A 15,105-nucleotide genomic window follows, 5' to 3' on the forward strand; every position below is an offset into this window, starting at 1 on the left:
TACCTATAGAAAGCCCGGCGGCTTATCCAAGCAGATTTTCTTCAATAACCTTCTTGATTTCCGCTTTCGATTTAACGCCGACAACCTGCTGAACCACCTGCCCGCCTTTGATAAAAAGCAATGTCGGTATACCTCGTATACCATAGGTGGTTGCGGTATTAGGGTTGTCGTCCACATTCAGCTTTCCTACCAGAATTTGATCTTCAAAGTCTCCGGCAAGTTCTTCAATTGTAGGGCTGAGCATTTTGCAGGGTTGGCACCACTCGGCCCAGAAATCCAGCATGACCGGTTTTTCTGACTTTAAAACCGTTTGATCAAATTCGGCATCGGAGACCGTGACCACTTTTGCAGACATATAGAACTCCTTAAAATTAAAAAAGAAATAACCACCCCATAATCGACCACCTTGGGGTAAATAAATATATTATTAGAAATAGCCTATTACTGATAATTCATTTGCAAGAATCGCCCTTGATCAAATATAGTTTCGATCAAATTAAAAATGACGATCACGTAGGAATGATTTTTTTGATACTATCATAACTCCCCCATTACCGGCAAGCTCTTTACCCGGAACCTGAGGGAAGAAATCAAATAAACCCCATAAGTTAAATAACTTGGAACAGGAGTTTTGATAATGGCTGATGTCGTCCATTTTTTTGCTTACAACGAATTGATTAACGAAGATTTTTTCAAGGAACAGGGTTTGGAATATATATCCAAATCTTCTGTGACCCTCTCGGCCTGGCGGCTGGTGTTTAATAAAATTCCTGTTGATAACAGAGGCATAGAAGGGTTGGGCCTGGCCAACATCGAACCCACCAACGATAACGCCGGAATGATGCATGGAGAGCTTTACGCAATGGATGAAAAGTTTGTTCCCAAGCTGGATGAAATTTTTGGGCACCCCAACGAGTATCAACGCAAAGTGATGCGGTTCAACCGGCACGATTTTACAATGATCAATGGACTGACCTATGTCGCCAAACCTGATAAAATAGCTAGTGGGTTAAAGCCGGACAAAGCCACTATGAAACTTTTCAAAAAGGCCAAAAAACTTTTCCCCATGCTTTATTTTTCAAGAATGATGAACACCCCCACCTGCGATTAAGCAAGGAGGTCCAATGCTCGCATTCACCGCATTGGTTAGAAAACCCGGATCAAGTTTCCCAAAAGCCATTTCAGGGCATCCGGGAAAAAATGACATCCAACTTGCTGTTGCACTCAAACAACACGAAGCTTACGTCGAAGCTCTCAAACAAACCGGGGGCAAGGTGGAATATCTGCCTACTCTGGATCACCTGCCTGACGCAACGTTTGTGGAAGATACCGCTGTTATTTTAGAAGAGTCATCTCTGCTTTGTCCGTTAAAAGAACCTTCAAGGCAGGACGAAGTCCAATCTACCGCTGATAAATTGAAAGCGTATCGGGACTGCGTGACACTGGAACCTCCCGCGACCCTGGATGGCGGAGATGTGATAAACACTCCCGACACAATATTCATAGGGCTTTCAAAACGAACCAACGTGAGAGCCATTAATGCTTTCTCGCAACTCACTTCTAAAAAAGTAGTGCCTGTCGCAGTTATAAATGGACTTCACCTCAAAAGCGCGGCCACCTTTCTTGGCAACAATCTACTGATCATTGATCCCAAAAGGGTGGATGCTGCCAGATTGAATCAATTTGACTGGATCGAAGTCACCGAAGAAGAATCTTATGCCAGCAACTGCCTGGCACTGAATAAAACTGTTCTGATGCCCACCGGATTCCCCAATGTCCGGGATAAAATTCAAGCACATGGACTCCCAACCATCGAGCTGGAAATGAGTGAATTTGAAAAAGCCGACGGCAGTGTCACCTGCTTGAGCTTGATCATTCCGCAGCAAGTTTAAACAGGCAAAGCGTAATACCTGCACCACACAGATCTTTTAGAAGAGTGAGACCATCAGTGCTTCATTTTTTAACGTACCTCCCTCACGGAGCAAGAATTAAACTATCACTTTAAAACCTGACTCCACGTCTTTGGCGGTCACGTGCGTGTGATATTTTCATCATTAACATCATGCCCGGTGTCGCCGCCTCATTACCGCAGTGCGTGGTCCGGTCAGTTCCAGCGGGCGGAGTCGGGGGTGGCGTTACGGACTTTCGAGAGGTGGACGAGGTCGACTTTCATTTTAAGAAACTCGTGCAGAAAATCGGCACGCTTTAGAACATCCTGTTCCTCCAGGAAGGTTTGCTTTTGTTCCAGAGTGAGATCCAGCCTGTAAGCGAACCGGTCGACAAACAGGCTGAGCTTTTCGCCCAGGTTCCAGTCTGGCTCTTCTTTTAACGAACTGTTGTCAGGTATCAGATTGATGAACTGCCTGTAGGCATCGATCAAGCCATTACGGGTGGAATTGGGTTGTTCGTCAATCGACTGTTCATTCTTTTCTTCAAGCAGTTCAACTTCTGCCAGGCGGTAAAGTTTTCCTTCCAGTTCCCTGACAATACGGAACCGGCGCAGTCCAACCAGTGTGAAGTTATATTTTCCATCCGGGTGACGGATTTCTTTTTCAATACTTCCAACGCAACCTGTGGAATGCACATTGGGTCGATCAAAATAGGTGGCTTCCCAATCTGGCTTTAACAAAACCATGCCTATTTTGCGTTCACCTTCCAGGGCATCGGCTGTCATTTGCCGGTAACGTGGCTCAAAAATATGCAGCGGCAAAGGAGTGCCGGGATAAAACACGGTGGTAGGTAAAGGGAAGATGGGGATAATTTCTTTTTGTCCTGAATCTTTTTCCATGATTTCCTTATCTAAATAATTACACTACAAGATAGATATTGTAACATCCCTTTACTTGCAGGAAATTTGACAATTGCGGTTTATTTTTTTAGTCTGAGGAAGCATGATTGCCCAACCGGAAAACATTTGCACTGAAATCCAGAGCTCCCTGACCCATTCGGGTTTGTTTGCGGACTCGGAAGACTCTGGAAACCGCTGGCGAATCTCTCCTGAGCCGTATTTTCTCTCAAAGGAGGAGGTGGAGTTTTTCCACCAATTAGGCCCCAAACTCCTTAAGTTTTATTCAGCGTGGAACAAACTGTATTTTGACAGTGCCAAGGGAAGCTGTCCTTCATGGTTCTCCCAATACCTGGATGCCGGAAAACCACAGGAGTTGGTCGAGTTTGGCAGGATGAAACGATTTCGCCAAAAGTTACCGGCTATCCTTAGACCTGATGTCATTGTTACCGAAGATGGATTTTCTGTTACGGAGCTGGACTCCGTTCCTGGCGGTTTCGGTCTGACTGCCGAACTCATGTCCCTCTATAATGACCCGGAATGGCAGGTTATTGGTGATGCTGAAGGTGGAATTCCAACCATGTTTTACAACATGGCTAAATCACTGGCTAAAGAGGAAAAACCCTGTGTTGCCATTGTCGTTTCAGATGAGGCTCAGGACTACCGTAGCGAAATGGAATGGTTGGCAACTCTTTTAAGAAAAAAAGGGCTTCCTGTATTCACCGTTCATCCTAAAGAGATTCAATTCCGGGAGGAAGGCCTGTTCATTCATGATGAAGGGCATTGGTCGAGAGTCGATATTTTGTATCGATTTTTTGAACTATTTGACCTGAAAAACATCCCAAAATCCGAATTAATGATGTATGCGGCGAAAAAAGGACAGGTTGTGACCACCCCTCCCTATAAAGCCTGCCTGGAAGAAAAGCTCAGTTTTGCGTTATTTCATCACCCTGCCCTGAAAACCCATTGGGAAAAAGAGTTAGGTCCCGAAACTTTTGGGAGCTTATCTCATCTAATTCCTGAAACCTGGGTTCTAGACTCTAGCCCCATGCCTCCATATGGAGCAATTCCGGGATTGGAGATCAACGGTGGACCGGTTCAGGATTGGCAGAGATTGGTGGGATTAACCCAAAAAGAGAGGGAAATGGTCATCAAGCCCTCAGGTTTCTCACCGGAGTCCTGGGGAAGCCGGGGGGTAATTGTTGGACACGATGTTTCCGGAGAAGTCTGGCAGGAAAGCCTGAAGAAAGGTTTGGGGCAGTTTCCCGACCAGGTTTCGATATTACAGAAGTTTTATAAGGGTAAGCGGGTGCCGGTTTCGTATCTGGACCAAAAGTCAGGCAAGATGGAAACCATGCAAAGCAGGGTGAGACTGACCCCTTATTATTTTGTTGTGGAAAATACTACCTATCTGTCGGGCATTCTCGCTACACTTTGTCCGCAAGATAAAAAGAAAATTCACGGCATGGCAGACGCTGTTATGATGCCCTGTGCTGTAAGGAATAAAGTTGGATAATGATGAAACTTTATAATATAGACGGTTGTGGTTACTGCGCCATGGTCAGAGAAGTTTTAAGTACGATGCATCTGGAGTATGAAAAAATAGATGTTCCGTGGCCGCATCATCTGCGCAAGGAAGTTCACGAAGTATCGGGGCAAACCACCGTTCCGGTTTTGGTGGACGGTGACACCATTCTTGACGATGAGTACGAAATCATCGACTATCTGAAAAAGACCTATCCGGTCAATTCGTAATCTTCAAAATTATAAGGAAAAGACATGGAGCCTTGGCAAAAACAACTCAGCCATAGCGCGGTGAAAATTGAAGACCTGCCATTTATTCCCGAATCGCAAGAGTACCGCCAAAGGCTTAAGAAGGTTGGAGAAATCTATCCCGTAAGAATCAACTCCTATTTCCTGAACCAGATTAAAGAACCTAATGACCCTTTATGGAAACAGGTTGTACCCACTCTGGAAGAATTAGATGATTATATAGATGGAGAAACCCTGCTAGCAGACCCGCTTAATGAAGAAGGCGACATGCCTGTACCAGAACTGGTGCACCGTTATCCTGACCGGGTATTGCTCATGATTAATAACCAATGCCCCATTGTGTGCAGGTTCTGCACGAGAAAACGGAAAATCGGTTTTCCCGGAGTTGTGACTCGTGAAACGTTACGACAAGGTATTGAATACATCCGCAACAATCCTGAAATCCGTGACGTAATCATGTCAGGTGGGGACCCGCTTCTTGTCCCGGACAAAGAGCTGGATCGAATTCTTGGTGAACTCCGCTCCATCCCACATCTTGAGATCATCCGTATAGGGACACGGGTTCCAGGAACTCTTCCAGCCAGAGTGACTGAAAACCTGTGTTCAATACTGAAAAAATACCACCCGCTGTATTTCAATATGCATTTTAACCACCCTGCGGAAATCACTCCCGAAGTGGAAAAAGCCTGTGCCATGCTTGCTGACATCGGCATCCCGTTAGGGAGCCAGACGGTTCTTTTAAAGGGGGTCAATGACAACTCACAAATCATGAAAGAGTTGATGCTAAAATTGCTGAAGAATCGCGTCAAACCTTATTACATCTACCAGGCTGATATGACAGAGGGGACAGACCATTTGCGCACCTCGGTACAAAAAGGACTCGATATAATTAAAGACCTCATGGGTCATATATCAGGAATGGCTGTGCCTTATTTCGTTATTGATGCCCCGGGCGGTGGCGGCAAAGTAAGACTTCTCCCTAACAGCGTTATCGAACACAACAAGGATGAAGTGGTCATCACCAACTATGAAGGAAAAGTATTCCGCTACAGTCAGCATAATGGCAACGGTTCATCCGGCAAAAGCACCGATACCAAATCAAAGCATCAGGACATGTGCCAGCTCCCAGCCTGAAAAATTCTCAACCCTCATCAACTTCCTGTTAAAATATCGCCAGCAGTTCAAGCTGTTAACAAAACAATCTTGAGCTCAAACAGGCGGAAGCTTTGAACCGTTTTCACTCCTTAAGAGAACCCATTCTCCTTTTTTTAGTGGGCGTCTGCCTGAGTATTTCCCAGTTCGTTATGATCCGGGATTCAACAATCTCGCGATTGGGATAAGGCGCTGACAAATTATTCAAGAGCAGCTGAACTCAATGCAAATAATCCGTATATTTATAACAACATAGGGGTTATCTATAAAGAATTGAGGCAATATGAACGCGCAATCGAGGAATTTCTGAAAGCCATTGACCTAAATCCCGATTATGCTAAACCTTATAACAATATTGGCGTGGTATACTATGCAAAAAAAGAGTACCCAAGTGCCATAAGAAATTACCAGAAAGCAATATTAATAGACCCTGAGAACCTGGAAGCAATGAATAATCTGGCCGTAGCTTATAAACAAACCGGTCAATCAGATCAATCAAAAAACGTTTTAAACAAAGCCCTTAAAATCAATCCTGCCCATGCAGGCAGCCACTATAATCTTGCTGTATTGTACGAAAGTGAGGGCAATATTGACTCTGCAATTCATTTTTATCAACGCTTTGTCGATCTGGCCTCAAGCAGTCACCCAACGTTAACAGTTCAAGTTAAAAATCATATTAATTCCCTGAGGTGAATCAAAATCAGGTAGTGGAAAACCCTTCATGTTCAAAAAAGCTTTCAAAAAAAACCTGATCGCTGGTTTGCTGGTAACTATTCCAGTAGGCCTGACCTATATGATTCTGTCCTTTGTCATCACCCGTGCAGACAGCGCCATGGAACCTGTCATAAGGAGAATATTTGGGCCTCAAGGACTGCAGTTGATGGAGAAAGCGAATATTCCTGGAATGGGCTTTCTGCTTCTGGCCTTGTTTGTGATTGGAGTGGGCCTCTTTGGTACAAACTTTATCGGGAAAAAGATTGTGGTGATGGGAGAAAACTTCCTCCACAGAATTCCAGTGGTTAGAGTTATTTACACAAGTATCAAAAAGGTAGTTGACACAATCTCTCTGGCCGACACTGCCAGTTTTCAAAAGATGGTGCTTATAACCTATCCCCGCGAACCCCTGAAAACCCTGGGGATTGTTTGCTGTGATACACCCGATGGAATTGAAGGTGTTTCCGGCGGGAAAATGTTGAATGTTTTTGTCCCCACTTCACCCAACCCCACCACAGGATTCCTGTTCATGGTTCCGGAGAAAGATGCAATTCCTTTGAAAATGTCTGTAGAAGAAGGCCTGAAAATGATTATATCTTTTGGAATGACAAATCCTGATTCGACCGAGACCTCGCCAGGCGAAAAGAACTAAAGCAGTAGCAGCTATTACCATTTAACAACTAATTGTGAAGAAGCAGAAACTACCTTATCGCTATTTGACTTCGAGTTACTTTGCGGCTTTCATTCTCTTTCCGGCCAATTTTTCACTGAGTTTTTTTGCGACTTTAACATCCACCTTGCTTAAAACCTGCCCTGCGATTTTACTTTTCATTCCCGAAACAATTTTTAAAGCGAGGTCTTCGTCAATAGCCTCGACCAAATTAGCCGCTTCCTCAGGTTTCATGCTGGAATAAACCTTAATCAAGGCATCCACATTTTCTTTGGTCTTTTCATCCTGGATTCCCATCTGTTCTTTTGATTCCATTATGCTTTTCTCTATTTTTTCCAAATCTTTCCTGACTTTCGCTTCCAGGGCTTGCAAACGAACCTCCTTTATGCGTAACTCTTCTTCTTTTTTCTTGAGTTCTCTATTCTTATTTTCTATAACTTCTATCATTCTAAATGTTTCAGGGCTTACTGCAGCCGCTTGACCGGGTAATTGAATTTTTTCTTTTTCTTCAACAACCTCTTCTTCAGGCCTAAGGGGTAACAACTTCTTTTCTTCCCGGACTTCCTCCACATTTTCATCAATCTGTTTCACCTGAGCATGGGCATTTCCTGTCTCCAGACTTCCGGAAAGGTATAGCCCCGAAAGCAAAGCTGCCGCAACCAGAACAATAAAAATATTTTCAGTCTTCATTTCACGCCCCTCTAAAATTTCTCACCCAAAGATTAGAAGCCACTTCATCCAAAACCGCAGTTTCATTCTTCTCCCTGATTTTTTGCTCTTTCAACAAGTCCCTTTCTTTTAATATTTCCATAGTCCGCCTCTTGCGCATGGCCTCAACCACTTCTTCACGCTTGGCCTCCAGCCTGGTATTAATCTCAGAAAGAATTTTCTCTTGTTTTTCAATATGAACTCGGGCACCCCTGGAAAAATTATCATACAAAATCATTGTTTCGACACTGATGTCTGATCTTTTTTTCTCACTCAGCTGATCTTTACTTGCTTCGACGGAATCCTGAATAAATTGTTTTCTATCATTCTGCCGTTGATAATGGACATTGATTTGCCCCATATCCCTTTGCAACAGGTCTTCCTGTTTTTTATTTAAGCGAAGTATGGTATCGAATCGAAAGCTCAAAGTTTAATTCTCCAGAATATTTTTCAAAGCCGTCAAGCTGGTTCGCCAATCAACACTTTCAGCAATTCCCTGCTTGAGAAATGGGATCATGAGTTCATATTTCTGAATAGCCTGGTCAATTTTCGGATTACTTCCACGAGCATAAGCTCCAATATTTATCAAATCTTCCGCTGATTTATAAGTCGCCAGGATATCTTTAAATTTCATAGATAAATCATAATGTTCCTTTGAGACCACATCAATCATCAAACGGCTGACACTGTTAAGAATATCAATAGCTGGATAATGGTTGTGTGAAGCTAGCTCGCGGCTTAGAACAATATGACCATCAAGAATTGCCCGCACAGCATCCGATATGGGTTCGTTCAAGTCATCCCCTTCAACCAATACAGTGTAAAGCCCTGTTATTGAGCCCTCACCCGTAGAAGTTCCCGCACGCTCCAATAATTTTGGTAACAGAGAAAACACAGATGGGGTAAAGCCTCGCGTAGTTGGGGGCTCTCCGACGGAAAGGCCAATCTCCCTTTGCGCCAAGGCAAAACGTGTGATCGAATCCATCATCAACATCACATCGTTACCCTGATCACGGAAATATTCAGCGATGGTAGTCGCGATGTAAGCACCGCGCAGTCGAACAAGTGGCGGCTGATCAGATGCCGCCGCAATTACGATCGATCTTTGCAGTCCCTCTTCCCCGAGGTTTTCATCAATAAACTCTTTAACCTCCCGGCCCCTTTCACCAATTAGAGCGATCACATTGATATCGGCATTGGTATTGCGGGCAATCATTCCCATCAACACCGATTTACCAACACCTGTTCCAGCAAGAATTCCCAATCTCTGCCCTTTAGCAAAAGATAGCAAACCGTTAATAGGACGCACCCCAATATCCAGCGGCTCCCTGAGACGTTTTCGCTCCAGCGGATTTACCGGGTTGCCCATCAGAGGATAGTCTGCACCAACCGGAATCGGCCCTTTGCCATCAATCGGCAAACCGTTTCCATCAATAATTCTACCTATTAACGCATTACTCACCTGGTAGGTGGGATGTTCTTCCTTGGACTCAATTATACTGCCAGGCTCTATACCAACAACATCTCCCAAGGGCATTAGTAAAGTGCTTTTATTCTGGAAGCCGACCACCTGGGCCAACACAGGCGGGCGATTACCAGGATATATGGTGCATATGCTTCCCACGGATACAGCAGGTCCATCACCCTCAATAATCAGACCAATGATACGGTTAACCCTTCCGGTTTTCTTTACGAAATCGGTTTTATGAATGAACGAACTATATTTTTTTAAATCAATGACAGAGCTCATAATCAGTTAATTATTGTCTTCGGGTGGTTCCGTTTCATCATCTTTATTCTGTGTTGGGTCCTGACCATCTACTGAATCTTCGGGCGAATTCTCATCCTGCAAGTTATTGTTGTCCGCAGAAGATTCCAAATCTTCTTCAACAAGCTCCTCGGCCTGTTCATTTGCCGCAGAAGATAATTCCTCCGGTAATGCAGGAGCAAGATTCAGGATGCGGTCCATTTGCTCACCCAGTTTATCAATCTGTGCGTCGATCACACCAAAATTGGTCTCAACGACACAGCCACCCCGTTCAATACCAGAGTGTGCCTCAAACGTAATATTTTTTATCTCACCAAACAAATGATGCAATTCAGGACGAAAGCTCTCTGCATATCCTTTATCTGCGGGATTAATCTTGATGACCATCGATTCCCGATCAAGCACAGATTTAACCGCCAGGCGGATCATTTCCTGCACAGCATCATCGCGCGTGGAAAACTCAAAGTGGATGACCTTTTTCGCCAAACTAACCACCATTTCGACCATTTCTCGTTCCACTTTGTCATACATACCCTTACGAAAACTTGTTAAGTCTGAAATCAAGCCCTCTATCGTTTCCAAAAAAGGCTTAAATTCTTCACGGGCAGCATCTTCTCCTTTTTTAAATCCCTCAGAGTAACCTGAGTCATAGCCCTCTTTCTGAGCTTTTGACTTGATATCAGTGGCCTGCCGTTTTGCCTTATCCAGAGCATCCTTAAGAAGTTCTTTGACGCCCACTTTTGCCTTATTGACATTAGCTTGATCAAAGTTCCGGGCATTTTCCGAATCATACGTAAAATCTCTACGCATGGAAGGCTTTTCCAGGATCAGTTCATTCAACTGAAAAGCCCGCTCCTCCTCACAAGTATTATCTTGATCTACAGTTTGCGACTCAAGGTTACTCTGAGTGAATGTGTTGCTTAAATCTGACAAAGGGTTTTCCTCCTGCTATGGATATACTTACTATTTTCCTCCAACTGCTCGCACAAATAAATAATATTCTGGAGTATTTTTTCGTGCCCAATAACTTTCATCATCATTCTAGTCTAAGGTTTTGATTTGGTTTCCTTTTCCCGCATCCACTTCCTAATTACACCAGCAGTGTATTTCGGATCTTTGTTAACAAATTCAGCTACTGATTCACGGATCTCTGAGGCTTGAGAAGCCATTTCGCTAATACGCTGTTTTTCTTCTTCTTCCGGTGTTAAAATACCAGTGGTAAGTTGATCTACCTCTGGAACAACCTCAACTGTTGTTGTCATCCAGTTTATAACGGGACGAATTATTCTAGTAAAAAATAGGATAAGAAAAACAATACCGACCACTAGTTTTCCAATTTCCAATCCTAAATCAATTTGCTCTGAGCGAGAAATACTTTCTCTTTGTGTTTCTAACTCAGACCGATCAAATTGAATGTTTTCAACTTGAATTATATCTCCTCTCTCTTCATCAAATCCTACAGCAGACTTGACTATTTGTAAGTACTTATCCATATCCTCCTGCGACCTCGGTTGGTATACAAGTGGATCTCCCTGCATAGTACCATCGATCATCACCGCGACACTGAGTTTGGAAATTTCTCCAAGAGGTTTCGAAATCCTTTTAACAACCTTATTAATCTCATAATTAAATAGAGCGTTTGATTTATTTCTTTTTGCCGCTTGTCCAGAGGAACCTCCCGATTCTTTGCCAGAAGGGACTAGTGCCTGCACCCCTGGAATACCTCCGGAAGGTACAGCCCCAGTAGAAGATTCATTAATCTGATTCTCACTTCTCACAACTTGGGAGTCCGGATCATAAATTTCTTCTGTTCTCTCAACTCTTTCAAAGTCTAAAGTTGCAGAAACTTTAGCAATAACTTTTCCTGATCCCAAAGCATCCTCCAACATTTTAATGATATTCCTTTGTAGTTCCCTTTCCACCCTTGTTTTATGTTTGAAATTGGATGATGACAGCATCGCTTCCATAGAGGCTTCTTTGCCTCCGGAAAGCAAATTACCTTTCAAATCGACAACAACAACATCCTGGGCATTTATTCCCCCGACACTTGAGGAAACCAGGTGAACAATTCCCTGTACCTGCGTATCGGTGAGGGTTTTCCCGGGTTTAATTTTCAACGTTACAGAAGCTTTACCCTTGGGTTTATCCTTGCGAAACAAATTGTCTTTTGGAATAACCAGGTGGACCCGGACCTGGGCCACCGCGTCAAGGGTTTTAATTGTTCGAGTCAGTTCTCCCTGCAATGCTCTTTGGTAGTTCAGTTTTTGTACAAATTCCGTCATCCCCAAAGGAGTGTCTTCAAAGATTTCCAGGCCTACATCAGAACCTTCCGGCAAGCCTGCGCTAGCCAGTTCCAGGCGTACTTCATGCAACTTATCTGATGCTACACGAATCGTCCTGCCGCCATTGGAAAGCTCAAAAGGAATTTTCTGGTTTTTCAATTTGTCAACAATAGCTCCTGCATCTTCCTGGGAAAGATTGGCATAAAGAAGCTGGAAGTCTGGAGACTTTAACCAGAAAGACATCACCAATAAGGATGCCAGAGCTAAAGCCACTAGAGAAAGAGCCGCTACTTTCTTTCCTTGTGAAAGTTCGTTGAACCGTTCGCCAAATTGCCTTAAAAAATCCAGAAAGTTTTCCATGGAAATATCAGTTTAAAGGTTTTTAAATTTTATGGGGGCCTCTAATAATTTTACTTTTTGGCAACTCGCGACCCTTTATTTCATAAACGTAGCTCATGGCCAAAGCAAGTTTTGGTAGAGCCTTTTTCATTATCGACCGAGATCAATCGCCCTGATTGCCATAGCCTTTGAAGCATTGAGCGCAGTAACATTGGCTTCAAAAGACCTTTGAGTGGTGACCATATCCACCATTTCTGACATTTGATCGATATTTGGCATCGCAACGTAACCTAAATCATTCGCATCCGGATGACTTGGGTTGTAAACCAGCCGTGGTTCTTCCTGATCTTCGACCACATCGGTGACTTGTACTTTGCTCAGTTTGTCACCCAATTCATTTTTAAAAGTGTTACCAAACTCACTTTCTAAAGGTAAAGCGGTGATTACGACATCTTTCCGACGATAAGGCCCACCTTCAGGGGTCCGAGTGGTTTCCAAATTTGCCAGATTACTGGAAATGGTTTCCATTCGCTTGCGCTGAACACTCAATCCAGATGAACTGATTTTCATATTAGTCAGAAAGTCCATAATCCTTGCCTTCCCATTATTTATTGATTTGTAAACCGGGGACTTCCCCCACCTTTTTTACAAGTAATCAAAGCAAGTTCCATACCATTAGAAACCCGCAAGCAGGAAGAAACGCCAAAACCACATAAGTTATTTATTTTAAAAGGTTATCCCGTTTTGGCAGGGAGGGGGTAAAAAGGGACAAGCTATTTTTCGAGGGCAATATTCGTCATAATTTTGGCTACTTGGGGGAAGCAGACGATTGCCTTATTCCTTCTCAGCTTCGTTATATTCATTAAGCTTGTTACGAAGTGTGCGTATGCTGATGCCCAAAGAGTCCGCGGCTTTTGTTTTATTGCCATTGAACTCTTCCAATGTTTGTTGGATGAGTTCTTTTTCCATTTCGTAGATTGTTCCCGATAGTTTCGGTGCCGCGTCTTTTTTACTAGGTGAGAGAGGCTCATCATCAAAAAACAGATGCGCAGGAAGCAGAGTATCTCCCTGGCACATCAAGCAGGACCGTTCAATAATATTTCCAAGTTCGCGGATATTACCGGGCCACCGGTATTTTTTCAGCAAGACCATAGTAGCGGGATCTATCTTTATTGGAGCGCGTGAATTTTCCTGACAAAACTCGTTCATAAAATATTCTGCCAACAGCGGGATGTCATCCTTTCTTTCACGCAAAGGAATTAGAACAAGCGGAACCACATTCAATCTGTAGTACAAATCTTCCCGGAACTCCTGATCCTGAATCCTTCGTCGGATGTCCCTGTTTGTGGTGGCAATCACCCTCACATCAACAGGAATTGGAGCTTTACCGCCCACCTTATCGACTTCGTGTTCTTGTAAAACCCTGAGCAGTTTGGCCTGCAAAGGCAAACTCATCTCTGTAACCTCATCCAGGAGCAAAGAGCTTTGATGCGCAAGTTCAAATTTTCCTTCCTTATTTTCCGTGGCCCCGGTGAACGACCCTTTTTCATGTCCAAATAATTCTGATTCAAGCAATCCCTCTGGCAAAGCAGCGCAATTGACTGCCATGAAAGGTTTATCCGAACGAGGGCTGCATTGATGGATATAACGCGCAAACAATTCCTTTCCAGTTCCGGTTTCACCCATAATGAGAACCGTCGATTTGCTGTAAGCAACGTTTTCGGCTAACTTCAGGAGCTTTTTCATTTCCTCATCCTGGGTTACAATTCTCTTGCCTGAGGAACCTGTTTTATCAACCACACCTGAAGGCCGGACAGGAGGAATAAATTCCTGAGGGTTCAAAAAAGCTCGCTTGACAGTGGAAACCAGGACATCAGCAGAAAATCCGGAACCTTTTATCAGGTAATCAAATGCTCCTTCCTTCATAGCCTCCACGGCATTATCAATAGTTCCATAGGCAGTCATCATAACCACTGGCGTATGTGGAGATCGCTCTTTAACTTCGCGCAATAGCTCCAACCCATTTAATTTTGGCATACGCACATCCGTCAAAACCAGGTCGAACACATTATTGTCAAACTGCTCCAGGGCCTGCTTACCGTCTTCCGCACAAACAAGTTGATAGTTCTCTCGCTGAAGGGTAGTTTCCAGCGCAACCCTCATTTCAGATTCGTCATCAACGATCAGAATTTTCTTTGAAGTATTATTTTTCATCAAAATCCTCATCCCAGCAGGGAATCCTCACCTTAAAAGAAGTGCCTTTGCCTTCTTCGCTCACAGCTTCAATCGTCCCTTGATGAGCTTTAATAATGTTATGCGAAATGGCCAGCCCCAGGCCGGTCCCCTTATCCTTGGTAGTAAAAAAAGGATTGAAGATTTTGGTCAGATCATCAGCAGAAATACCACCACCGGTATCGGCGATGGTAACAGCAATGAACTTCCTCGCCCCTGCATCCGCATCATTCTCGGCCACTGGTATCAGAGACTTCCGGGTTTGAATGCTCAACTCTCCTCCATCAGGCATAGCCTGGATCGCATTGCGAATCAAATTCGGGAAAACCTGTCGTAATAATTCACGGTCTCCATTTGCCATCATTTCTTCTTTAGCCAAATCACGATTCACTTTGATATCGTCAGGCACTTTTATATCGTCAAGGCCATCCAGAAGTTGTGACAATAAAAGGTTGATATCACATTGCTGGCGTGATGGCTGGGAGGACTTAGCAAACAGGAGAAGGGTGGATATAATTCGGTCCATATTCTGCACGCCAGCGCGGATATGCTGAACCAGTTTGGCTTTTTCGGGATCTTGTTCCAAATCTTTTTTGAGTAACGAAGCGAATAATTCGATGCTACCCAAGGGATTTCTTATTTCATGCGCGATTCCTGCCGCCATCTCACCCATTTCACGAAG

General features: G+C 43.8%; 17 protein-coding genes. 7 read left to right on the top strand and 10 right to left on the bottom strand.

The annotated features are described in order from the left end of the window. Positions 1 to 22: 22 nt before the first annotated feature. Positions 23 to 355, bottom strand: a complete 333-nt coding sequence (trxA, locus tag F3741_10360; protein MZG31186.1) for a thioredoxin — start codon at positions 353 to 355, stop codon at positions 23 to 25. A gap of 282 nt (positions 356 to 637) precedes the next feature. On the opposite strand from trxA, the gene F3741_10365 reads away from it, so the two are divergent. Next, on the top strand, positions 638 to 1,111 hold the full coding sequence (locus F3741_10365; GenBank protein ID MZG31187.1) for a gamma-glutamylcyclotransferase: 474 nt from the start codon (positions 638 to 640) through the stop codon (positions 1,109 to 1,111). A 13-nt stretch (positions 1,112 to 1,124) separates the two neighbouring features. After that, positions 1,125 to 1,892: a hypothetical protein gene (locus F3741_10370; protein MZG31188.1), complete on the top strand. Its 768-nt coding sequence runs from the start codon at positions 1,125 to 1,127 to the stop codon at positions 1,890 to 1,892. A 212-nt stretch (positions 1,893 to 2,104) separates the two neighbouring features. Here the strand turns inward: F3741_10370 and F3741_10375 are convergent, their stop codons facing one another. Further along, positions 2,105 to 2,788: a hypothetical protein gene (locus tag F3741_10375; protein MZG31189.1), complete on the bottom strand. Its 684-nt coding sequence runs from the start codon at positions 2,786 to 2,788 to the stop codon at positions 2,105 to 2,107. Positions 2,789 to 2,891: 103 nt separating this feature from the next. On the opposite strand from F3741_10375, the gene F3741_10380 reads away from it, so the two are divergent. The 5 genes from F3741_10380 to F3741_10400 all read left to right on the top strand — a co-directional run bounded on the left by F3741_10380 (position 2,892) and on the right by F3741_10400 (position 7,076). Beyond that, positions 2,892 to 4,301, top strand: coding sequence for a hypothetical protein (locus F3741_10380; GenBank protein ID MZG31190.1), 1,410 nt, complete (start codon positions 2,892 to 2,894; stop codon positions 4,299 to 4,301). Positions 4,302 to 4,303: 2 nt separating this feature from the next. After that, positions 4,304 to 4,540, top strand: coding sequence for a glutaredoxin (locus tag F3741_10385; GenBank protein MZG31191.1), 237 nt, complete (start codon positions 4,304 to 4,306; stop codon positions 4,538 to 4,540). A 24-nt stretch (positions 4,541 to 4,564) separates the two neighbouring features. Then, complete coding sequence (locus tag F3741_10390; protein MZG31192.1) at positions 4,565 to 5,692, top strand: KamA family radical SAM protein; 1,128 nt, start codon at positions 4,565 to 4,567, stop codon at positions 5,690 to 5,692. A gap of 180 nt (positions 5,693 to 5,872) precedes the next feature. Beyond that, entirely contained in the window at positions 5,873 to 6,403 is a 531-nt protein-coding gene (locus F3741_10395) for a tetratricopeptide repeat protein (GenBank protein MZG31193.1), read from the top strand. Between the two features lie 28 nt (positions 6,404 to 6,431). Beyond that, entirely contained in the window at positions 6,432 to 7,076 is a 645-nt protein-coding gene (locus tag F3741_10400) for a DUF502 domain-containing protein (protein ID MZG31194.1), read from the top strand. 75 nt (positions 7,077 to 7,151) lie between these two features. On the opposite strand, the gene F3741_10405 is transcribed toward F3741_10400, so the two are convergent. The 8 genes from F3741_10405 to F3741_10440 all read right to left on the bottom strand — a co-directional run. Beyond that, complete coding sequence (locus F3741_10405) at positions 7,152 to 7,784, bottom strand: hypothetical protein (protein MZG31195.1); 633 nt, start codon at positions 7,782 to 7,784, stop codon at positions 7,152 to 7,154. Between the two features lies 1 nt (position 7,785). Continuing rightward, entirely contained in the window at positions 7,786 to 8,229 is a 444-nt protein-coding gene (gene fliJ / locus F3741_10410; GenBank protein MZG31196.1) for a flagellar export protein FliJ, read from the bottom strand. 3 nt (positions 8,230 to 8,232) lie between these two features. Further along, positions 8,233 to 9,552 (bottom strand): FliI/YscN family ATPase, encoded by a 1,320-nt coding sequence (locus F3741_10415; GenBank protein MZG31197.1) that lies wholly within the window; start codon positions 9,550 to 9,552, stop codon positions 8,233 to 8,235. Between the two features lie 6 nt (positions 9,553 to 9,558). Further along, entirely contained in the window at positions 9,559 to 10,503 is a 945-nt protein-coding gene (locus F3741_10420) for a hypothetical protein (protein ID MZG31198.1), read from the bottom strand. A 113-nt stretch (positions 10,504 to 10,616) separates the two neighbouring features. Further along, positions 10,617 to 12,212: a flagellar M-ring protein FliF gene (gene fliF, locus F3741_10425; GenBank protein ID MZG31199.1), complete on the bottom strand. Its 1,596-nt coding sequence runs from the start codon at positions 12,210 to 12,212 to the stop codon at positions 10,617 to 10,619. 129 nt (positions 12,213 to 12,341) lie between these two features. After that, on the bottom strand, positions 12,342 to 12,779 hold the full coding sequence (gene flgC / locus F3741_10430; GenBank protein MZG31200.1) for a flagellar basal body rod protein FlgC: 438 nt from the start codon (positions 12,777 to 12,779) through the stop codon (positions 12,342 to 12,344). 246 nt (positions 12,780 to 13,025) lie between these two features. Then, positions 13,026 to 14,408 carry a sigma-54-dependent Fis family transcriptional regulator gene (locus F3741_10435; protein ID MZG31201.1) on the bottom strand — a complete coding sequence of 461 codons (1,383 nt, stop codon included), beginning with the start codon at positions 14,406 to 14,408 and terminating at the stop codon, positions 13,026 to 13,028. Continuing rightward, positions 14,395 to 15,105 (bottom strand): PAS domain-containing sensor histidine kinase (locus F3741_10440; GenBank protein MZG31202.1); only part of this gene is annotated, 711 nt, incomplete at its 5' end. The genes F3741_10440 and F3741_10435, both read right to left, overlap by 14 nt.

The sequence above is a fragment of the Nitrospinota bacterium genome, from assembly GCA_009873635.1.
In the GTDB taxonomy this organism is placed as follows: Bacteria; Nitrospinota; Nitrospinia; order Nitrospinales; family VA-1; genus LS-NOB.